The sequence below is a fragment of the Ruegeria sp. BHSC037 genome, assembly GCF_059613045.1.
In genome coordinates, this window is sequence record NZ_JBXWRT010000010.1 from 92,077 (window position 1) to 111,638 (window position 19,562).

Annotated in this window: 18 protein-coding genes; 15 read left to right on the forward strand and 3 right to left on the reverse strand. The window is 62.8% G+C overall.

The window, feature by feature from the left end; all coding sequences use genetic code 11:
• Nucleotides 1–51: 51 nt before the first annotated feature.
• Nucleotides 52–960: a LysR family transcriptional regulator gene (locus tag AC2FMN_RS11545; protein WP_496679870.1), complete on the reverse strand. Its 909-nt coding sequence runs from the start codon at nt 958–960 to the stop codon at nt 52–54.
• A 169-nt stretch (nt 961–1,129) separates the two neighbouring features.
• Between AC2FMN_RS11545 and AC2FMN_RS11550 the strand changes: the two genes are divergently transcribed.
• The 10 genes from AC2FMN_RS11550 (at nt 1,130) to AC2FMN_RS11595 (ending at nt 12,548) form a co-directional block, all read left to right on the forward strand.
• Entirely contained in the window at nt 1,130–4,549 is a 3,420-nt protein-coding gene (locus AC2FMN_RS11550) for an indolepyruvate ferredoxin oxidoreductase family protein (protein ID WP_496688293.1), read from the forward strand.
• 76 nt (nt 4,550–4,625) lie between these two features.
• Nucleotides 4,626–5,504: a lysophospholipid acyltransferase family protein gene (locus AC2FMN_RS11555; protein ID WP_496688295.1), complete on the forward strand. Its 879-nt coding sequence runs from the start codon at nt 4,626–4,628 to the stop codon at nt 5,502–5,504.
• 8 nt (nt 5,505–5,512) lie between these two features.
• Nucleotides 5,513–6,322 carry a glutamate racemase gene (locus tag AC2FMN_RS11560; protein WP_496688296.1) on the forward strand — a complete coding sequence of 270 codons (810 nt, stop codon included), beginning with the start codon at nt 5,513–5,515 and terminating at the stop codon, nt 6,320–6,322.
• 95 nt (nt 6,323–6,417) lie between these two features.
• Nucleotides 6,418–7,446, forward strand: coding sequence for an N-acetyl-gamma-glutamyl-phosphate reductase (gene argC, locus AC2FMN_RS11565; RefSeq protein ID WP_496679879.1), 1,029 nt, complete (start codon nt 6,418–6,420; stop codon nt 7,444–7,446).
• 7 nt (nt 7,447–7,453) lie between these two features.
• Complete coding sequence (ccmE, locus tag AC2FMN_RS11570) at nt 7,454–7,900, forward strand: cytochrome c maturation protein CcmE (RefSeq protein ID WP_496688298.1); 447 nt, start codon at nt 7,454–7,456, stop codon at nt 7,898–7,900.
• A gap of 130 nt (nt 7,901–8,030) precedes the next feature.
• Nucleotides 8,031–8,642: a holin-associated N-acetylmuramidase gene (locus AC2FMN_RS11575; protein ID WP_496688299.1), complete on the forward strand. Its 612-nt coding sequence runs from the start codon at nt 8,031–8,033 to the stop codon at nt 8,640–8,642.
• Nucleotides 8,633–9,208 carry a holin family protein gene (locus AC2FMN_RS11580; RefSeq protein WP_496688301.1) on the forward strand — a complete coding sequence of 192 codons (576 nt, stop codon included), beginning with the start codon at nt 8,633–8,635 and terminating at the stop codon, nt 9,206–9,208. The genes AC2FMN_RS11575 and AC2FMN_RS11580 overlap by 10 nt, the downstream gene beginning before the upstream one ends.
• A gap of 74 nt (nt 9,209–9,282) precedes the next feature.
• A complete protein-coding gene (locus AC2FMN_RS11585) occupies nt 9,283–11,247 on the forward strand; it encodes a heme lyase CcmF/NrfE family subunit (protein ID WP_496688302.1) in 1,965 nt (654 codons plus the stop codon).
• Entirely contained in the window at nt 11,244–11,699 is a 456-nt protein-coding gene (locus AC2FMN_RS11590) for a cytochrome c-type biogenesis protein (protein ID WP_496688303.1), read from the forward strand. The genes AC2FMN_RS11585 and AC2FMN_RS11590 overlap by 4 nt, the downstream gene beginning before the upstream one ends.
• Nucleotides 11,700–11,771: 72 nt before the next feature.
• On the forward strand, nt 11,772–12,548 hold the full coding sequence (locus AC2FMN_RS11595) for an enoyl-CoA hydratase-related protein (RefSeq protein WP_496688305.1): 777 nt from the start codon (nt 11,772–11,774) through the stop codon (nt 12,546–12,548).
• A 3-nt stretch (nt 12,549–12,551) separates the two neighbouring features.
• Here the strand turns inward: AC2FMN_RS11595 and bmt are convergent, their stop codons facing one another.
• Both bmt and AC2FMN_RS11605 read right to left on the reverse strand, forming a co-directional pair.
• Complete coding sequence (bmt, locus tag AC2FMN_RS11600) at nt 12,552–13,565, reverse strand: betaine--homocysteine S-methyltransferase (RefSeq protein WP_496688306.1); 1,014 nt, start codon at nt 13,563–13,565, stop codon at nt 12,552–12,554.
• 118 nt (nt 13,566–13,683) lie between these two features.
• Nucleotides 13,684–14,001, reverse strand: a complete 318-nt coding sequence (locus AC2FMN_RS11605; protein WP_496679965.1) for a DUF1476 domain-containing protein — start codon at nt 13,999–14,001, stop codon at nt 13,684–13,686.
• A gap of 188 nt (nt 14,002–14,189) precedes the next feature.
• On the opposite strand from AC2FMN_RS11605, the gene purC reads away from it, so the two are divergent.
• The 5 genes from purC to AC2FMN_RS11630 all read left to right on the forward strand — a co-directional run bounded on the left by purC (nt 14,190) and on the right by AC2FMN_RS11630 (nt 19,124).
• Entirely contained in the window at nt 14,190–14,945 is a 756-nt protein-coding gene (gene purC, locus AC2FMN_RS11610; RefSeq protein ID WP_496679897.1) for a phosphoribosylaminoimidazolesuccinocarboxamide synthase, read from the forward strand.
• Nucleotides 14,946–15,034: 89 nt separating this feature from the next.
• Entirely contained in the window at nt 15,035–15,265 is a 231-nt protein-coding gene (gene purS, locus AC2FMN_RS11615) for a phosphoribosylformylglycinamidine synthase subunit PurS (protein WP_149775174.1), read from the forward strand.
• Between the two features lie 33 nt (nt 15,266–15,298).
• Entirely contained in the window at nt 15,299–15,967 is a 669-nt protein-coding gene (gene purQ, locus AC2FMN_RS11620; RefSeq protein ID WP_496688308.1) for a phosphoribosylformylglycinamidine synthase subunit PurQ, read from the forward strand.
• A gap of 36 nt (nt 15,968–16,003) precedes the next feature.
• Nucleotides 16,004–17,776, forward strand: a complete 1,773-nt coding sequence (locus tag AC2FMN_RS11625; RefSeq protein ID WP_496688310.1) for a sensor histidine kinase — start codon at nt 16,004–16,006, stop codon at nt 17,774–17,776.
• Nucleotides 17,777–17,789: 13 nt separating this feature from the next.
• Nucleotides 17,790–19,124: a sigma-54-dependent transcriptional regulator gene (locus tag AC2FMN_RS11630; RefSeq protein WP_093961984.1), complete on the forward strand. Its 1,335-nt coding sequence runs from the start codon at nt 17,790–17,792 to the stop codon at nt 19,122–19,124.
• Nucleotides 19,125–19,562 lie beyond the last annotated feature (438 nt).

Here is a 19,562-nt window from a genome sequence, read left to right on the forward strand (position 1 = left end):
AAGAATTTTTTGCGCGTGAACCCTCATGGCCGCTATGCGATTCGTGCATGGCTAAAGCTTTCCCAGCTCTTTCAGATGCTTGCGGTGCGCGATGATCTCCTCCTGCACGAAGTCGCGGAAAGCCGCGACCCGTTTCGAGTGACGTAGTTCCTCGGGATACGCCAGATAGACAGGCACCTCGGCGGTTTCGATATCCGACAGAATTGGAACCAAGTTGGGAAAATCTTCGGTTACGTAGTCAGGCAAAACACCAATGCCTAGGTTGTTCAGCACACCTTGAAGGACGCCGAAATAGTTGTTTACGGTCAGCAGCGAGCTGGGCTCATACGTCATAAGATGGCTGACCATCGTGGCTCCGACGCCAACTTGCGGGGCCGAGGGTGTCTGGCAAATCAGACGGTGCTTGGAAATGTCTTCCAGCGTTTGTGGCGCTCCGCCGTGCATCTCGAGGTATTCAGGCGTTGCATAGAGCATCATCCGAACGGTCATCAGGCGTTTGCGCACCAGATCGGCCTGGCTGGGTTCCTTCATGCGGATCGCGACATCGGCCTCGCGCATGGGCAGGTCGAGGACGCGCTCTTCCAGCATCAAATCGATGTTGAGATCGGGGTATTGTTCGTACAGTTTCGGCAGGCGTGGGGCGAGCCACAGCGTGCCGAAGCCGAATGTGGTGGTGACGCGCAGGACGCCAAACACCTCTTCTTCGCTGTCGCGGATGCGGGCGGCGGCAGTTTCCAGCCGCTTGGACATGGCGGTGGTGGCATCGAACAGAAGCTCGCCCTGTTCGGTCAGAATCAGGCCGCGCGCGTGGCGATGAAACAGCGTGGCGCCCAACGCCTCTTCCAAGGCACGAATCTGGCGGCTGACGGCGGATTGGGACAGGTTCAGCTTGTCGCCGGCATGCGTGAGGCTGCCGGCATCCGCCACCGCGTGAAAGATTCTGAGCTTGTCCCAATTCATCGTCGCAACTTTCGTTATGTTTTCGCAGAACTATATGAAAGAGGTAGCAAGTTCCACATTCAAAGGCGGAAATCGTTACGCTGCAGGGGGATTTTCCTATACAGGTCAGAAATTGTGACCTAAAATGACGGCAAATGCAGCACACTGTTCCGACGTGGGGAGGCGTCTGATGAGTCAGCCAAAGATTTCGCTCAACGACCGTTTCGATCTGACCAAAAGCCCGGTTCTGCTGAACGGCACGCAGGCGCTGGTGCGCCTGATGCTGATGCAGAAGGAACGCGACCGGGCGGCGGGCCTCAATACTGCCGGTCTGGTCACTGGTTACCGGGGTTCGCCTTTGGGGGCGGTCGACCTGCAGATGTCGCGTGCGCAGAAGCAGCTGGCCGAAAACGACGTGGTGTTCCAGTACGGCCTGAACGAGGACCTGGCCGCGACGGCGCTGTGGGGCAGCCAGCAGGCGGGTCTGCGCGGCGATGGAAAGTATGACGGCGTGTTTGGCCTGTGGTACGGCAAGGGGCCGGGTGTGGACCGGTCGGGCGACGTCATGCGTCACGCCAACATGGCCGGAACCGCCAAACACGGCGGCGTTCTGATGGCGATGGGCGACGACCACACCGGCGAAAGCTCGACCGTGCTGCACCAATCTGAATGGTCGATGGTCGACATGTACATGCCCGTGGTCAGCCCGGCCGGGGTGCAGGAAATCCTCGACTATGGAATCTACGGCTTTGCGCTCAGCCGGTTTGCCGGGGTCTGGGTTGGGCTCAAGACGATGAAGGATACGATCGAGGTGACCTCGGTCGTGGATGGCCGGCCCAACCGGATGCAGCTGGTGACGCCGGAATTCGCCATGCCCGAGGGCGGGCTGAACATCCGTCTGGGCGACACGCCGCACCTGCAGGAGGCGCGGATCATCGACTACAAGCGGTTCGCGGCCGAAGTGTTCTCGCACGCCAACCGGATGGACCGGCGGGTCTGGGGCAAGCCCGGGGCCAAGATCGGCATTGCCGCGGCGGGCAAGAACTGGCTGGACCTGGTGCACGCCATGTCGCTGCTGAACATCGACGAGGCCGAGGCCGAACGGCTGGGTATCACCACCTACAAGATCGGCCAGACCTTCCCGCTGGACATGAAGGGGTTCCATGATTGGGCCGAGGGCCTGGACCTGATCATCATCGTCGAGGAAAAGCGCAAGCTGATAGAGGTGCAGGTCAAAGAGGCGATCTTTGATGACCGTCGCGGACGTCGCGTGTACGGCTGGTACAAGGGCGGGGCAGGCACGCTGCACCGCGAAGAGCTGTTCCCGACCCGTGGCGCGCTTGATCCGATCATGATCGCCGAGAAGCTGGGCGAGATCCTAATCGAGGAAGGTCGCGAAACCGACGGAATCCGCGCAGGGCTGGCCAGCCTGCACGAGGCCCGCCGCAACGACAACGCGCAGGAGATCGCGACGCGGCTGCCCTATTTCTGCTCGGGCTGTCCGCACAATAGCTCGACCAAGGTGCCCGAAGGTAGCCGGGCCTACGCCGGGATCGGCTGTCACTACATGGTGCAGTGGATGGATCGAGAGACCACCGGCTTTACCCAGATGGGCGGCGAAGGCGCCAACTGGATCGGTGAGGCGCCGTTCTCGACTACGAAACACGTGTTCCAGAACCTGGGCGATGGCACTTACAACCATTCGGGCGTTCAGGCGATCCGGGCGGCGCTGGCGGCCGGAACCAACATCACCTTCAAGATCCTGTTCAACGATGCGGTCGCCATGACCGGCGGGCAGGAGAACGAGGGCCATTTGACCGCCGAGCGCATTGTGCGCGAGGTCAAGGCCATGGGCGTCCAGTATGTGGCCGTCGTCTATGACGAGAAGGAAGACGTGAACTTCAAGGCGCTGCCCGGCGACGTGGAAATCCACGAACGGGCCGAGCTGATGGCGGTTCAGAACAAGTTCCGCGAGATCGAAGGCGTGTCGGTCATCGTCTACGTCCAGACCTGCGCCGCCGAGAAACGCCGCCGCCGCAAGCGCGGCACCTTCCCGGACCCGGACAAGCGCGTCTTCATCAACTCGGACATCTGCGAAGGCTGCGGCGATTGCGGGGTGCAGTCGAACTGTGTCTCGATCGTGCCCAAGGAAACCGAGCTGGGACGCAAGCGGGCGATCGACCAGTCCAGCTGCAATAAGGATTTCTCGTGCCTCAACGGGTTCTGTCCGTCCTTCGTCACGCTGGAAGGTGCCAAGATCCGCAAGGAAGCCACCACCGAAATCGACATCCCCCATCTGCCGCAGCCGGTTCTGCCGCAGATCGAGGGCACGCATAACGTGGTCATCACGGGCGTCGGCGGCACCGGAGTCGTGACCATCGGGGCGGTTCTGGCGCAGGCCGCGCAGATCGACGGCAAAGGCGCGGGCATGATGGAAATGGCCGGGTTGGCGCAGAAGGGGGGCGCGGTGCATATCCACTGTCGCCTGGCCAGCAAGCCCGAGGACATCAGCGCCATTCGCGTGGCCACCGGCGAGGCGCATGCGCTGATCGGCGGTGACCTCGTGGTGTCAGCCGGGGCCAAGACGCTGGGGCTGACGCGCACTGGTCAGACCGGCGCAGTGGTCAACAGCCACGAGATCATCACCGGCGATTTCACCCGCAACACCGAGTTCCACATTCCGGTCGACCGGCTGGAACTGGCGCTCGAGGCGCGGCTGAAGGACGGGCTCGCCCTGTTCGACGCGACCGAGCTGGCACGCGCGGTGATGGGCGACTCGATCTATTCCAACATGATGGTGTTCGGGGCGGCGTGGCAGCGCGGTCTGCTGCCGGTCAGCCATGAGGCGATCATGACCGCGATCGAGCTGAACGGCGCCGCGGTCGAGCGCAACAAGCGCGCCTTCGAAGTCGGCCGATGGGCGGTTCTTCACCCCGAGGAAGTGGCGCGCATCGTGGCCCCCACGGTGACCGAGTTGCCCAAGACGCCCGATCAGGCCATCGCCTTCCGCGCCGATCATCTGGTGGCCTATCAGGGCAAACGGTTGTCCAGGCGCTATCTCAAGCTGGTCGAGTCGATCGAAGACCCGAAGGTCCGGGATGCCGTCGCGCGTGGCTATCACAAGCTATTGTCCTACAAGGATGAATATGAAGTGGCCCGCCTGCTGCTGGACAGCCGCGACAAGGCCGCCGCCGAATTTGACGGCGATTTCAAGATGACCTTCCACCTGGCGCCGCCGATTCTGGGTGGCAAAGGGTCGGACGGGCGTCCGCGCAAACGGCAATTCGGCGAATGGCTGCTGGGGCCGATGAAGGTTCTGGCCAAGCTGAAGGGGCTACGTGGCACGCCGCTGGACATCTTCGGTTATACCGCCGAGCGCCGGATGGAGCGGGCCTTGATCCGTCAGTACGAGAAGGACATGAAAGAGGTCCTGCCCAAGCTGGATGACAACACCCGCGATGCGATTGTCGCGCTGGCGCGGTTGCCGCTGGACATCCGCGGTTTCGGTCCGGTATTGGCCGCCAACGAAGCCAAGGCCGCCAAGCGGCGTGAGGAGCTTCTGGCCGTAATCCGGCAAGGTGGTACCGAGACGCGGGCTGCGGCAGAGTAACGTCATATCGGTGTCATGGAGGCGCGGTAGAGTTCCCGTCCGCGCCGTCCCGTGACGGCCACACCGGAGACCCGTGATGAAATCACGTCGCCAAGTCGCTCGGGATATTTCCTACGCCCATTCTGCTGAAACGCGGGGTGGGCGCATGGTCATCAAACTGATGGAGAACACGACCGGTCGGCTGCGCCTGATCCGGCGCGCGGATGGTTACGAGCGAGAGGTCGCCAATGGCCGCGATTTCTGGTCGGTCATGGTCGAACGTTACGGGCTGAGCCTGAATGTGGTGGGCGGGGCGCTGTCCAACATCCCCAAGGACGGCCCGCTGATCTTGATCGCCAACCATCCTTACGGGATCCTGGATGGATTGATGATGGGGCATGTGCTGTCCCAGACCCGTGGAGATTTCCGGATTCTGGCCAATCATGTGTTCCACAAGGCCGAGGACCTGAACCGCATTATCCTGCCGATATCCTTCGATCAGAGCAAAGAGGCGATGCGGCTGAACCTGCGGACTCGCAAAACCGCCTTGGATTATCTGGGACAGGGTGGCGCAATCGGGATTTTTCCCGGCGGTACGGTCAGCACGGCAGCCCGGCCGTTCGCGCATCCGATGGATCCGGGGTGGCGCGGCTTCACTGCGCGGATGGTGGCCAAGTCGAACGCCAACGTGGTGCCTTTGTTCTTTGATGGCCACACGTCGCGCCTGTTCCAGATCGCCAGCCATTTGCATGTCACGTTGCGCATGGGGTTGCTGATCAAAGAGTTCAAAAAGCGCGTCGATACCCCGGTGGATGTGGTCGTGGGGCAGCCCATCGGCCGCGACGTTCTGGACCCATTGGCCGGCGATACGCGCAAGATGATGGATTTCTTGCGCAAAGCCACGTATGAGCTGTCTCCGAAGCCGCTGAAGTCGTATGACTATGGCTATGAATTCGAGGAACGGCATCGCGCCTGAAGGGGCAAATGGCAGTAGGCATCTTTGATTCCGGATTGGGCGGGCTGACCGTCCTGAACGCCGCGCAGACACGTCTGCCGGATGTGGATTTCCTGTATTTCGCGGACAGCGCGCATGCGCCTTATGGCGTGCGCGACGCCGAGGATATCTACAAACTGACCCGAAACGCGGTGCAGGACCTGTGGTCGCGCGGCTGCGATCTGGTGATTCTGGCCTGCAACACGGCAAGCGCCGCGGCGCTGCGGCGGATGCAGGAAGAGGGCGTGCCCCAGGGCAAGCGCGTTCTGGGTGTGTTCGTCCCGCTGATCGAGGCGCTGACCGAGCGCCAGTGGGGCGACAACAGCCCCCCGCGCGAAGTGGCGGTCAAGCACGTGGCCCTGTTCGCCACGCCGGCGACCGTGGCCAGCCGTGCGTTCCAGCGTGAACTTGCGTTCCGCGCCATCGGCGTGGATGTCGAGGCGCAGGCCTGTGGTGGCGTGGTCGATGCCATCGAAGAAGGCGACATGATCCTGGCCGAGGCCCTGGTGCGGAGCCATGTGGACGCGCTGAAGCGAAAGATGCCCCATCCGCAGGCTGCGATTCTGGGCTGCACGCACTACCCGCTGATGGCCGAGGCCTTTCAGGCGGCCTTGGGGCCGGACGTGCAGGTGTTCAGCCAGGGTGACCTGGTTGCCGAAAGCCTTGCCGACTATCTGAAGCGGCACCCCGGCATGCTGGGCACCGGTGAGGCCGGGTTCCTGACCACGGGCGATCCCAAGAAGGTCAGCGACCGGGCAACGCAGTTTCTGCGACGACAAATCACCTTTCAGGCCGCCTGACTTCGGTCAAGGACCGGGCCGGCGCGCGGATTTATTCGGGGGAACCGTCCATGCGATGGTTGCCAGTCGTGACACATTAAGGAACGAGGTCTGACATGACCCACAAAATCGCAATCCTGGGCGCTTCGGGCTATACCGGTGCCGAACTGGTGCGGCTGATCGCCGAACACCCGAACATGGAAATCACCGCTCTGGCGGCCGAGCGCAAGGCCGGGCAGACCATGGCCGAGGTGTTTCCGCATCTGCGCCATCTGGACCTGCCGCGCCTGTGCAAGATCTCGGAAATAGACTTTGGCCAGATCGACCTGTGCTTTTGCGCGCTGCCGCACAAGACCAGCCAGGAAGTGATCCGCGAGTTGCCCTCTGACCTGAAAGTCGTTGATTTGTCGGCGGATTTCCGGCTGAGCGATCCGGCGGAATACGAGAAATGGTATGGCAACCCGCATGTCGCGTTGGAACAGCAGGCCGAGGCTGTCTACGGCCTGACAGAGTTCTACCGCGACGAGATCCGCACCGCCCGGCTGGTTGCAGGCACCGGGTGCAACGCGGCGACGGGGCAATATGTGCTGCGGCCGCTGATCTCGGCCGGGGTGATCGATTTGGATGACATCATTCTTGATCTGAAATGCGCTGTCTCAGGGGCAGGGCGGGCGTTGAAAGAGAACATTCTGCACGCCGAGCTGAGCGAAGGCACCAACGCCTATGCCGTCGGCGGGACCCACAGGCATCTGGGCGAGTTCGATCAGGAGTTCTCGAAGCTGGCCGGCCGTGCGGTTCACATCCAGTTTACGCCGCACCTGATCCCCGCGAACCGGGGCATTCTGGCGACCTCGTATGTAAAGGGCGACCCGCAGAGCGTATATGAAACGCTGTGTGCGACTTATGCGGACGAGCCCTTCATCCACATGCTGCCTTTTGGCGAGACGCCTTCGACCCACCATGTGCGCGGGTCGAACTTCTGTCACATAGGCGTCGTTGCTGACAGGATCGAACGCCGTGCCATCGTGATCGCGGCGCTGGATAACCTGACAAAAGGTAGCAGTGGGCAGGCCTTGCAGAACGCAAACCTGATGTTAGGTGAACCTGAAACGACGGGGCTGATGATGGCCCCACTGTTCCCATGAGGGCGAGATGAAGACGCTGAAGAAACGTCGTCGTGTACAGATCATTCTGTTGGCTTTCGTCGCCTTGGCCCTGGCGACGGGCCTGATCGGTTATGCAATGCGAGACGGGATCAACTATTTCCGCTCGCCCAGCCAGGTGATCGCCGAACCGCCGGCGCCGAACGAGGTGTTCCGCATCGGCGGGCTGGTCGAAGAAGGGTCAATCGTGCGCGGGCAGGGCGAGACGGTGCGCTTTGTCGTGACCGATGGCGGTGAAAGCGTTCCGGTGTCGTTCACCGGTGTGCTGCCTGACCTGTTCTCCGAGGGCCAGGGCATGGTCGGCACCGGCAGCTATGTCGACGGCGTTTTCCAGGCTACCGAAATCCTCGCGAAACACGACGAGACTTACATGCCCAAAGAGGTCATGGACGCCCTGAAAGAGCAGGGTCTATACAAGGAGGCCGGCGAGAGCTGATCTTGGCTCTGCCGCAGGGTGGTTGATTTAGGCGGGCGTTGCGCGGTCGGGCCGGGCAGCGCCCGCTGTCGTTTCGAGCCATTAAATCTTTTGGCCGAGTTTTGGCTGCACGAGAACACAGAGGTGCAGCATGCAGACGGTTCGGCAGATCGCGTGGGAGATCGTGGCCCGCGAAGGTGGGTTCGTCGATGACCCGGATGACCCGGGCGGGGCCACGAAACACGGCGTCACCATCCACACGATGCGCCGCCTTGGGGTCGACCTGACGGATGATGGCGTGGTTGACCGGCGCGACGTGATGGCGCTGAGCCGGGAACAGGCGGTCGAGATATTCATCGCGCATTTTTTCCGGAAACCCCGGCTTGGGCTTGCCCCCGAGGCGCTACAGCCGTCGCTGTTCGACATGTATGTCAACGCTGGGGCCCAGTCCGTACGCATTCTGCAGCGCCTGCTGGTGCAGATGGGGTTCGCGGTGATCGTTGACGGGGTGATGGGGCTACAGACCGCCGCGGCTTGCGCGCAGGCCGCCGTACCCGATCCGATGGCGCTGCGCGATGCCTACGGGGTGGCGCGGCGGAACTATTATTTCCGTTTGGCCGACCGGCGACCGGCCTCGCGCAAATATGTGCGTAGCCGGACCGGCGGCAAGGGCGGATGGATCCGTCGGGCCGAGGCGTTTCTGTCTCCGTCCTACCATCTGAGTGAATCGGAGTTTCACGAAAGGGTCGCAGTATGGGGTTGATTGCGGGAATTTTCGATCTGCTGTTCGGGGGCGGACGCAACGTGGTGCGCGAAACAGCCGAAGTTTTCCGAGAAAATGCCGAGGCCGGCGCCGTGCGCGACGTCGAGATGCGCGGGCAGGCCATGAGCCAGTTCGGCGCCGAATTTGCGGTGCCGCGCAAAGGCGGATTCGACCGGTTCATGGACGGGCTGAACCGGCTTCCACGCCCGGCGCTGGCCCTGGGCACGCTAGGGCTGTTCGTGGCGGCGATGGTCGATCCGCTGTGGTTTGCGGCGCGGATGCAGGGCATCGCGCTGGTGCCCGAGCCGCTGTGGTGGCTGCTGGGCGTGATCGTGTCCTTCTATTTCGGGGCGCGGCATCAGGCCAAGGTGCAGGATCTGCAACGCGACATCTCGGTCACGATGATGCGCGCGCCGCAGGTGATGGCCAACCTTCAGACGCTGCGCCAGATGCGGGCGGACAGCCCCGGCGCAGCCGACCCGGGCACGGATGCGGAACTGACTGCCCAACTGACCGCCCCGGACCCCAACCCGGCGCTGGACGACTGGCGGCGTCTGCGGGCCTGAGGCGCGACACTATGTGCGCGTAAGGGCGGCGAAAGTGATTGGCGCTCGGCACGGGGCGAGGGTATACCGGGCGCATGATTACCGAGCTTGGACATTTCGCCCTTATACTCGCCTTTCTGGTGGCCATTGCGCAAAGTGTCGTGCCGTTGATCGGCGCGGCAAAGCGGTGGCCTTCGTGGATGTTTTTCGCCGAACCGGCCGCGGTGTCGCAATTTCTGCTGACCGGGTTCGCCTTCGGCGCGTTGGTCTGGGCCTTCGCGACGTCGGACTTTTCATTGCGGATCGTGGTCGAGAACAGCCATTCGGCCAAACCGATGCTGTACAAACTCAGCGGCACTTGGGGCAACCATGAGGGCTCGATGCTGTTGTGGGTGCTGATCGTTGCGATCTTTGGCGCCATGGCGGCCTTTTTCGGCGGCGGCCTGCCGCCTACGCTGAAGGCGCGGGTGTTGGCGGTGCAGGGGGCCATCGGCGTGGCATTCTATGCCTTCATCCTGTTCACTTCGAACCCGTTCGACCGGCTGCCCGTGGCCCCGTTTGACGGGCGCGACCTGAACCCGCTGCTGCAGGATCCGGGGTTGGCCTTCCATCCGCCATTCCTGTACTTGGGCTATGTGGGGCTAAGCATGGCGTTCAGCTTTGCGGTCGCGGCCCTGATCGAGGGGCGCATCGACGCCGCGTGGGGCCGTTGGGTGCGGCCGTGGACGCTGGCGGCGTGGATCTTCCTGACCATTGGCATCGCGCTGGGGTCCTGGTGGGCCTATTACGAGTTGGGTTGGGGCGGTTTCTGGTTCTGGGACCCGGTCGAGAATGCCTCGTTCATGCCCTGGCTGCTGGCCGCCGCGCTGCTGCATTCGGCTATCGTGGTCGAAAAGCGCGAGGCGCTGAAAAGCTGGACCATCCTGCTGGCCATCATCGCCTTTGGTTTCTCGCTTATCGGAACCTTCATCGTGCGCTCGGGCCTTCTGACGTCGGTCCATGCCTTCGCCAATGACCCCGAGCGCGGGGTGTTCATCCTCTTGATCCTTGTGGTCTTCGTCGGCGGCGCGCTGACCTTGTTCGCCGCGCGGGCGCAGGCGATGGAGGCCAAAGGGGTGTTCGGCATGGTCAGCCGCGAAAGCGCGCTGGTGCTGAACAACATCCTGCTGGCCGTTAGCAGCTTTGTCGTGTTCGTTGGCACCATGTGGCCGATGCTGGCCGAGATGATGTTCGATCGTAAACTGTCGGTGGGGCCGCCGTTCTTTGACGCCGCGTTCACGCCGTTCATGGTGGTATTGGGGATCGTGCTGCCCCTGGGCGCTATGCTGCCGTGGAAGCGGGGCAAGCTGGGCCGGGTTGCGTGGCAGTTGCGCTATGCCTTCGTTCTGGCTGTGTCGCTGGCGATCATCGTCTGGGTGGTACAGACGGGGCGCAGCGCGCTGGGGCCTGTGGGGCTGTTCCTGGGCGCCTGGATCACCTTTGGCGCCATCGTTGACCTGTGGAGCCGAACGGGCCGCAAGGGCAGCGTGGCGCGCCTGATGCGTCTACCGGGGGCAGATTGGGGCAAGGCTGTGGCCCACACCGGGCTGGGCATCACGATGTTCGCCATCGCCGGCCTGACCGCTTGGGAGGTCGAAGACATCCGCGTCGCCCGTGTGGGCGAGACATTCGAGGTCGGAGGGTTTGCCTTCACCCTGCAGGGGGTGCGCGAGGTCGAGGGCCCGAACTATTTCTCGACCATGGCGGATGTCCTCGTGGAAAAAGATGGCCGAACCGTCGCAACCCTGAACCCCGAAAAACGCACTTATCCGGTGGCGGCGATGCCCACCACTGAAGCGGCGATCGACTACCGCTTTCTGCGTGACGTCTATGTTGTGATCGGCGACCAGCAGGATGACGGCGGCTGGGTCATTCGGACGTATATCAAGCCTCTGGCAAATTGGATCTGGGGGGGCTGCATCCTGATGGCCTTGGGTGGGCTGCTCAGCCTGTCCGACCGCCGGTTCCGCGTGGCGGCGGGGGCGCGCAAAAACATGCCCGTAGGAGTTGCAGCGGAATGAAACGCCTGATCCTTGTTCTGATGTTGCTGGCCTCGCCCGTGCTGGCGGTGCAGCCGGACGAAGTGCTGGACGACCCGGTTCTGGAACAGCGCGCGCGTGAGATCAGCGCCGGGCTGCGATGTCTGGTCTGCCGCAACGAAAGCATCGACGAAAGCAACGCCGACCTGGCGCGCGACCTGCGCCTGCTGGTTCGGGAACGATTGGTGGCCGGCGATACGGACGAAGAGGCGGTTGACTTCATCGTGGACCGCTATGGCGAATATGTTCTGCTCAAGCCCAAGACCACGGGGGTGAACCTGCTGCTGTGGCTGGCCGGGCCGATCATGTTGCTGATCGCGGCGATCATGGGGTGGAGTTTCCTGCGCGGTCGCGCCCGCAGCGCCGCAACGGCCGAAACCGACGCTCTGAGCGAGGAAGAGCAGGAGCGGCTGCGCCGTATTCTGGAAGACTGACGCGTGGTTTGACTTTCCCTTGCCGGGCAATTGCGTCAGGGTTCGGGAAAATCTGTGCCAGGTGAGGACTTCATGGAATACGAAACGGTGCTTTTGAACATCACGGACGGTCTGGCGGTGCTGACGCTGAACCGGCCCGACAAGATGAACGCGCTGACAACCCAGATGCGGGCCGAGATCACCCACGCGATGAAACAGGCCGCCCATGACGCGCGGGCCGTGGTCGTGACCGGGGCGGGGCAGGCCTTTTGTTCCGGCCAGGATCTGGGCGATGCCTCGAGCACCGGCAAGATCGACCTGGAAGGCACGCTGCGGGACGAATACGAGCCGATGCTGAAGGCAATCTGGGATTGCCCGGTCCCGACGATCGCCGCCGTCAACGGTCCGGCTGCCGGGGCCGGGGCCAACCTGGCGCTGTGTGCCGATGTGACGATCGCGACCGAAAGCGCTTATTTTCTGCAGGCATTCGCCAAGATCGGCCTGTTGCCCGATGCCTGCGGTACCTGGTTCATGCCGCGCCAGATGGGGATGGCCAAAGCGATGGGGGCGGCACTGTTCGCTGACAAGATCAGCGCCCGTCAGGCCGATGACTGGGGCCTGATCTACGAAGCCGTGGCAGATGACGCATTCGAGGCCCATTGGCGCAAGCGCGCCGAGTATCTGGCCAAGGGTCCGACCGCAGGTTTCGGCGCGATCAAAAAGGCGATCCGCGGCACGTGGGAAAATTCGCTGGAACAGCAGCTGCAGGTCGAGGCCCATCTGCAGGGCGAATGCGGGCGCACACGGGACTTTGCCGAAGGCGTGGTGGCTTTTCTGGAAAAACGCGTCCCCCGGTTCGAGGGACGCTGACCTTCAGGCCCGGCGGCGCCGGCGTGTGCGCCGTTCGGGCGTCGCCTCGTCGCCGGTTCCGTCACTTGCGGACGAGAACGGTCCCAGCGCATCGGTGATCTGGTCCAGTGTCGGACGCGCGCCGCTTGGCGTGGTGTCCAGCGCCTTACGCATTTCGCGCAGGTGTTCGGGCATGGTCCCGCAGCAGCCGCCAATGATGGTAGCCCCGGCGTCGCGCGCCATGGCGGCGTAACGGCCCATCAGCTCGGGCGTGCCGTCATAGTGGATGTGGCCATCGACATATTTCGGAATGCCCGCATTGCCCTTGGAGATCAGGGGGCGTTCGGTTCCCTGAGCAACAAAACCCAAAACCGTGCGTAGAATGTCTGAAGCGCCGGTTCCGCAGTTTGCGCCAAAGGCGATCGGCGGGTTGGGCAAGGTTTCGACCAGCTGCGCCAGATCGGCCGAGGTGACGCCCATCATGGTGCGCCCGGCGGTGTCAAAGCTCATGGTGCCGCACCAGGGCATGTCGGCCAGGGCAAAGGCCTCGGCCGCGGCGCGGAATTCCTCCGGCGCGCTGATCGTCTCTACCCAAAGCACGTCGACGCCGCCGGCTTTCAGCGCCTCGGCCTGTTCGTGGAACATCTCAACCGCCTCGGCATGGGTCAGGCTGCCCACTGGTTCCAGGATTTCGCCGGTCGGGCCGACCGATCCTGCAACCACGACCGGACGCCCGGCGGAATCCGCCACCTCGCGCGCCAGTTCGGCGCCGATGCGGTTCAGCTCGGCCACGCGGGTATGCGCATCATGCAATTTCAGACGTGCAGCGGTTCCGCCGAATGTATTGGTCAGGAACAGGTCACTGCCTGCATCCACCGACCCCTGATACAGGGCGCGGATCTTGTCGGGCTGGTCGGTGTTCCACAGCTCGGGCGCGTCACCCGATTGCAGCCCTATGTTGAACAGGTTCGTTCCGGTGGCGCCGTCAGCAAGAATGGCGTCCTTCGTTTCCAGCAGTCTGGTCAGCGCATTGGTCATTGGAGATGTCCGGAGTTGTGGCCCCGAGGGCCAAAAATTTAGACGCCCCGTGTCGCATGACCGGGACGTCAAATCAAATTCATAATACTCATGAAGATCATGAGGTGGGCGGCGTGCCTCAGTTGGCTTCGCTCATCACCTGAGCTTTGGCCACTGGCAGCAGTTCCGCCATCTTGGCGCGGATTTCCTCGGGGCTGGACAGATCGCCCAGATCGGCGGCGACTTTGCGCACCACGTCTTCGTGGCCGGCTTCTTCGAAATCGGCTATTACCACGGATTTTGCGTACTCGGCGGCCTCGTCGCCACTTTTGCCCAGTTTTTCCGCAGCCCACAGGCCCAGCAACTTGTTGCAACGGGCTTGCGCCTTGAACTGCATTTCTTCGTCATGGGCGAATTTTGCTTCAAAGGCGTTTTCGCGGTCGTCGAACGTGGTCATCGGTGTCGGGCCTCTTCGGGTAGTGTTGCGTTTGATGATGATATGACCATACGCGCGGTCGGGTGCAAGGTATTTGCGCTGCATCAAAGCCTCTCGGATGCATGAACTTGCGGGAAAGGGGGGCTTGCACTATGAGAGCGCCAGAGCGCAGGGACTCATTCCCTCGCCCCACGCTGGAAAGGTCGCACATGGCGCGTCGCAAGAAGATTTACGAAGGCAAGGCCAAAATCCTGTATGAAGGCCCCGAACCGGGCACGATCGTGCAGTATTTCAAGGATGATGCCACCGCGTTCAACGCCGAAAAGAAGGACGTGATCGACGGCAAAGGGGTCCTGAACAACCGCCTGAGCGAATTCTTCATGTCCGGCCTGAACCAGATCGGCGTGCCGACCCACTTTATCCGCCGCCTGAACATGCGCGAACAACTGGTGCGCAGCTGCGAGATCATCCCGCTGGAGGTGATCGTCCGCAACTATGCCGCCGGGTCGTTGTCGAAAAGGCTGGGTATTGCCGAGGGCACGCAGCTGCCGCGTCCGATCGTCGAGTATTGCTACAAGGACGATTCGCTGGGTGATCCGCTGGTGACCGAGGAACACATCGCCGCCTTTGGCTGGGCCAGCCAGCAGGACATGGACGACATTCTCAGCCTGGCGCTGCGGGTGAACGACTTCATGAGCGGCGTGATGCTGGCCGTGGGCATCCGACTGGTCGACTTCAAGATCGAGATCGGTCGTGTCTACGAGGGTGACTTCCAGCGCCTGATCGTCGCGGATGAGATCAGCCCCGACAGCTGCCGCCTGTGGGACATCGAGACAGGGCAAAAGCTGGACAAGGACGTGTTCCGCCGCGATCTGGGCAGCCTGACCGACGCCTATTCAGAAGTTGCGCGGCGGCTGGGCGTTCTGCCCAAAAGCAACGTGACAAAACCCACGCTGATCAACTGACGCCGGGGCCCAACCAGGGGCAGCGGCAACAAGGATTTGGAAATGGCGAGGCCACACGGTTTCGCAAGTGAACCAGAGGACGACCTGAGATGAAGGCACGAGTGCACGTTATGCTGAAGAACGGGGTTCTGGACCCGCAGGGCGAGGCCGTGCGCCATGCCCTGGGCGCCCTGGGGTTCGACAAGGTCGAAGGCGTGCGTCAGGGCAAGGTGATCGACCTTGAACTGGCCGAGGGCGCAACCGAGGCCGACGTGGCCGAGATGTGCGAAAAGCTGTTGGCCAACACGGTCATCGAACGTTACGAGATCGAACTGGTCTGAGTTTTCCAGCCGTTTCCCCAAGGAGGGTTTGCCATGCGCGCTGCCGTTGTCGTGTTTCCCGGGTCCAACTGTGACCGGGATCTTGCCGTTGCCTTCGAACAGGTCGGGTTTCAGGTCGACATGGTCTGGCACAAGGATGCCCAACTGCCGCAGGGCGTGGACATCGTGGGCGTTCCGGGCGGTTTTTCCTATGGCGACTACCTGCGCTGCGGCGCGATCGCCGCGCAATCGCCGATCTGCAAGGCCGTGGTCGAACATACCGAACGCGGCGGCTATGCCGTCGGCATCTGCAACGGGTTCCAGATTCTGACCGAGACCGGCATTCTGCCAGGCGCGCTGCTGCGAAATGCCGGGTTGAAATACATCTGCCGCACGGTGGAATTGAAGGTCGAGACCGCCGACAGCGCCTTTACTCAGGGCTATGACGCCGGCGACGTGATCCGCATTCCGATCGCGCATCACGACGGCAACTATTTTGCCGATGACGACACCATCAGCCGCCTGCGAGACGAGGACCGAATCGCGTTCACCTATGTCGACAACCCGAACGGCTCGCGCGGTGATATTGCCGGTATCCTGTCGCACAACCGGCGCGTGCTGGGTATGATGCCCCATCCCGAAAGGGCGGCGGATCCTGCGCATGGCGGCACCGACGGGGTGGCGCTCTTCCGCGCATTGTCGGGGGTGCTGACGCCTGCGTGACTTGAGGTCAGGTGCATCGGCGCGTAGCCTCGGCTCATGACATCCGACGCGCAAAAAGGCTGGAAATCGATCTTCGGCAGCGTCGCCCCGCTGGGGTGGCGGTTGCGGCTGGCGGTATTCGGCCTGTTGCTGGCCGCGGCCGCGACCGTGTGGGTCACCAACAGCCTGCTGACCGACCGGTTCACCGAATCCACCCGCAATCGGGCTGAACTGCGGCTGACGCTGTATTCCGGCAACCTGCTGAGCGAGCTGCGCCGCAACGCCATCGTGCCGCAGTTGCTGGCGCGGGATCCGACGTTGATCTCGGCCTTGCAGTCGGGCGATTTCTCGTTGTCGACGCAACGCCTGCTGTCCTTCGTCGAGGAAATCGGCGCGGCGTCGCTGATGCTGTTGGACCGCGACGGCCGGGCGGTCGCCGCGACCGACCGCAACCGGTTGGGCGAAGGGCACCGCAGCGCGGCCTATTTCGTGGAGGCGATCCGGTCCAATTCAACGATTTTCTCGGTCATCCCGCGTGAGGCCGGGGGCTATCACTTCGTTTATTCGCGGCGGCTTGAAGCCGGCGCCGAGATTCTGGGCGTGATCGTCGTCGAGGTGGACCTGCAGAAATTCGAAAGCGCGTGGGCCGGGATTTCGGATGCCGTGATGGTGACCGACAGCACTGGCACGATCATCCTGTCGACCGAACCTCAGTGGCGTGGGTTGAACGAGCAGGAGGCGCTGTTGCGGCAGCACCCGCAGGGGGCCATCGAGCGCGCCATACGGGCCACCGCCGACTGGACGGCACTGCCGCCCGACGCCTACCTGCAGGGCGAAGCGGTCATGCGAATGGAGACGCGGATTCCGTTCCGCGGCTGGAAGATGACCTCGTTCACGACCTATTCCTCGATCCGCGAAAAAGTGAACAGCGTTCTGGCGCTCGAGATCATGGGCTTTGCGATTCTGCTGGCGCTGGCCTTCTATGCGCTTAGCCGCAGGGCGACTTTTCGCATGGCGCTGTTCCAGCGCGAGTCGGCGGAGCTTCGCGCATTGAATGCCCGCCTGCAGCGCGAAATCGCCGAGCGGGAACGGGTTGAAAAGACGCTGGAAGTGGCGGAACAGACGCTGGCGCAAAGCTCGAAGCTGGCCGCTTTGGGCGAGATGTCGGCGGCGGTGAGTCACGAGCTGAACCAGCCGCTGGCGGCGATGAAGACCTATTTGGCGGGCGCACGGCTGCTGCTGCGCCGCAACCGCCCAGAAGAGGCGTTGGCCAGCTTTGGCCGCATCGACGGTCTGATCGAGCGGATGGGTGCGATCACGCGGCAGCTCAAGTCTTACGCTCGCAAAGGGGCGGATGCGTTTTCGCCCGTGAATCTTGGCGAGGCGCTGGCTTCGTCGCTGTCGATGATGGAGCCGCAACTGCGTCAGCGCCACGTCAAGATCAGCCAGATCCTGCCTGAAGAGCCGGTGATCGTGATGGGCGATCGGATGCGGCTGGAGCAGGTCATGGTGAACCTCTTGCGCAATGCGCTGGACGCCACCAAATCAGTGGTGGAGCCCGAGGTGGAGATCATACTGGCCGCGGGCGAAACCGCCGTGCTGGCGGTACGCGACAACGGTCATGGGATCGAGAATATCGAGAACCTGTTCGAACCCTTCTACACCACGAAACGCGCCGGTGACGGGGTCGGCTTGGGGCTTGCCATCTCGTCGGGTATCGTGAACGACCATGGCGGACGGCTGACCGCGCGCAACGGCCAGAACGGCGGCGCGGTGTTCGAGATGCAACTGCCCATCTTGGGGCAAGACGGCCTGGAGGCCGCAGAATGACGAGGATCTAGCTATGGCACAGGCCATGAAGATTGCCATCGTGGATGACGAACAGGACATGCGCCAGTCGATCAGCCAGTGGTTGGCGCTGTCCGGGTACGACACCGAGACCTTCGCCAGCGCCGAAGATGCGTTGAAGGTTCTGGGGCCGGATTATCCGGGGATCGTGATCTCGGACATCAAGATGCCCGGCATGGATGGCATTCAGCTGTTGAAAAAGCTGATGGGCGCCGACAGCACCTTGCCGGTGATCATGATTACCGGGCACGGGGATGTGCCGATGGCCGTCGAGGCGATGCGGGTGGGGGCGTTCGACTTTCTGGAAAAGCCGTTCAACCCCGATCGGATGTCGGAACTGGCCAAACGCGCCAGTAACGCGCGACGGCTGACGCTGGACAACCGGGCGCTGCGGCGCGAGCTGTCGGGCGGCACCCAGATCATGAACAAGCTGATCGGCGCCAGCCCGGTGATGGAGCGCCTGCGCGAGGATATTCTGGACCTGGGCCAGGCCGACGGGCATGTGCTGATCGACGGCGAAACCGGCACCGGCAAGACCCTCGTGGCGCACGCGCTGCATGCAGTGGGAAGCCGGGCGGGCAAGAAATTCGTTCTGGTCTCCTGTGCCGCGCTCGAGGAAGAGGCGCTGGCCAAGCGGCTGTTCGGACCCATGATGCCCGAGGACACGCAACTGCCCGCCATCGAGGAAGCCCGGGGCGGCACTCTGGTGCTGGAGGATATAGAGGCGCTGAGCGACACGCTGCAGGCGCGGTTGCTGAGCGTGATGAACGAGCAGGGAACACCGGCCGAAACCCGGATCGTTGCGATCTCGAACCTGCAGGAAGCGGGCAAGACCAGCGAGGACGTGCTGCGGCCCGATCTGTTCTATCGTCTGGCGGCGCTGCGGATCACCATGCCGCCGCTGCGGCAGCGGGGCGAGGATATCCTGACCCTGTTCACCCGGCTAAGCGAGCAGTTTGCCGAAGAATACGGTTGTGAGGCGCCGCAAGTCAGCGCCCAGGAGGCCGCGCAGCTGTTGCAGGCCCCATGGCCGGGCAACGTGCGCCAGTTGATCAACATCGCCGAACGCGCGGTTCTGCAGTCGCGGCGCGGTTCGGGCACCATCGCGTCGTTGTTGATGTCCGATCATGAAGAGATGCAGCCGGTAATGACCACCGAGGGCAAGCCGCTGAAGGAATACGTTGAGGCGTTCGAACGGATGCTGATCGACAACACCATGCGGCGGCACAAGGGGTCGATCGCCTCGGTGATGGAGGAATTGTGCCTGCCGCGCCGGACGCTGAACGAGAAGATGGCCAAATACGGGCTGCAACGGGCAGATTATTTGTGAGGAAGGGGGCCAGCCCCCCTCTTGGCCTTTATGGCCAATTCTCCCCCGGGATATTTGCGGCCAGATGAAGATCAGGCGACAATTGAACATGGGCCGTGCAGTTTGCCCATTGTGTTTTCCACAGGACTGCTTTTAATGTGTCAGGACGGACCCGGCCTGAATTGGGGCTGACGTGTCCCGGATCATTGAGTTTCGCTGCTTGGCCGCGGATGGTGACCCATCTCTCCGGGTGAAGCATGCAGATTGTGCCCAGCAATGGGCAGTAGAGCACCTGAGCCCTTTCATCGGGCAAAAGGAATAATGGGCAGGCAGCGGCATGGTCGCGCCTGTCGGAGAAGAACCGCGATGACGCGCGCGCAACGATTGAGTGTACGAGCAGGGTGGCGAGTTGCCGATCCCTGCCGCGCGCCGTCCGAAATCGCCCAGACAAGACACCAC

Coding starts and splice junctions, on each gene's coding strand:
- AC2FMN_RS11560 (WP_496688296.1), top strand. CDS start 5,513: ATGGCAGTAGGCATCTTTGATTCCGGATTGGGCGGGCTGACCGTCCTG.
- purC (WP_496679897.1), top strand. CDS start 14,190: ATGGCGCGTCGCAAGAAGATTTACGAAGGCAAGGCCAAAATCCTGTAT.
- AC2FMN_RS11545 (WP_496679870.1), bottom strand. CDS start 960: ATGAATTGGGACAAGCTCAGAATCTTTCACGCGGTGGCGGATGCCGGC.
- AC2FMN_RS11590 (WP_496688303.1), top strand. CDS start 11,244: ATGAAACGCCTGATCCTTGTTCTGATGTTGCTGGCCTCGCCCGTGCTG.
- AC2FMN_RS11625 (WP_496688310.1), top strand. CDS start 16,004: ATGACATCCGACGCGCAAAAAGGCTGGAAATCGATCTTCGGCAGCGTC.
- argC (WP_496679879.1), top strand. CDS start 6,418: ATGACCCACAAAATCGCAATCCTGGGCGCTTCGGGCTATACCGGTGCC.
- AC2FMN_RS11575 (WP_496688299.1), top strand. CDS start 8,031: ATGCAGACGGTTCGGCAGATCGCGTGGGAGATCGTGGCCCGCGAAGGT.
- AC2FMN_RS11585 (WP_496688302.1), top strand. CDS start 9,283: ATGATTACCGAGCTTGGACATTTCGCCCTTATACTCGCCTTTCTGGTG.
- ccmE (WP_496688298.1), top strand. CDS start 7,454: ATGAAGACGCTGAAGAAACGTCGTCGTGTACAGATCATTCTGTTGGCT.
- AC2FMN_RS11630 (WP_093961984.1), top strand. CDS start 17,790: ATGGCACAGGCCATGAAGATTGCCATCGTGGATGACGAACAGGACATG.
- bmt (WP_496688306.1), bottom strand. CDS start 13,565: ATGACCAATGCGCTGACCAGACTGCTGGAAACGAAGGACGCCATTCTT.
- AC2FMN_RS11580 (WP_496688301.1), top strand. CDS start 8,633: ATGGGGTTGATTGCGGGAATTTTCGATCTGCTGTTCGGGGGCGGACGC.
- AC2FMN_RS11550 (WP_496688293.1), top strand. CDS start 1,130: ATGAGTCAGCCAAAGATTTCGCTCAACGACCGTTTCGATCTGACCAAA.
- AC2FMN_RS11555 (WP_496688295.1), top strand. CDS start 4,626: ATGAAATCACGTCGCCAAGTCGCTCGGGATATTTCCTACGCCCATTCT.
- AC2FMN_RS11595 (WP_496688305.1), top strand. CDS start 11,772: ATGGAATACGAAACGGTGCTTTTGAACATCACGGACGGTCTGGCGGTG.
- purQ (WP_496688308.1), top strand. CDS start 15,299: ATGCGCGCTGCCGTTGTCGTGTTTCCCGGGTCCAACTGTGACCGGGAT.
- AC2FMN_RS11605 (WP_496679965.1), bottom strand. CDS start 14,001: ATGACCACGTTCGACGACCGCGAAAACGCCTTTGAAGCAAAATTCGCC.
- purS (WP_149775174.1), top strand. CDS start 15,035: ATGAAGGCACGAGTGCACGTTATGCTGAAGAACGGGGTTCTGGACCCG.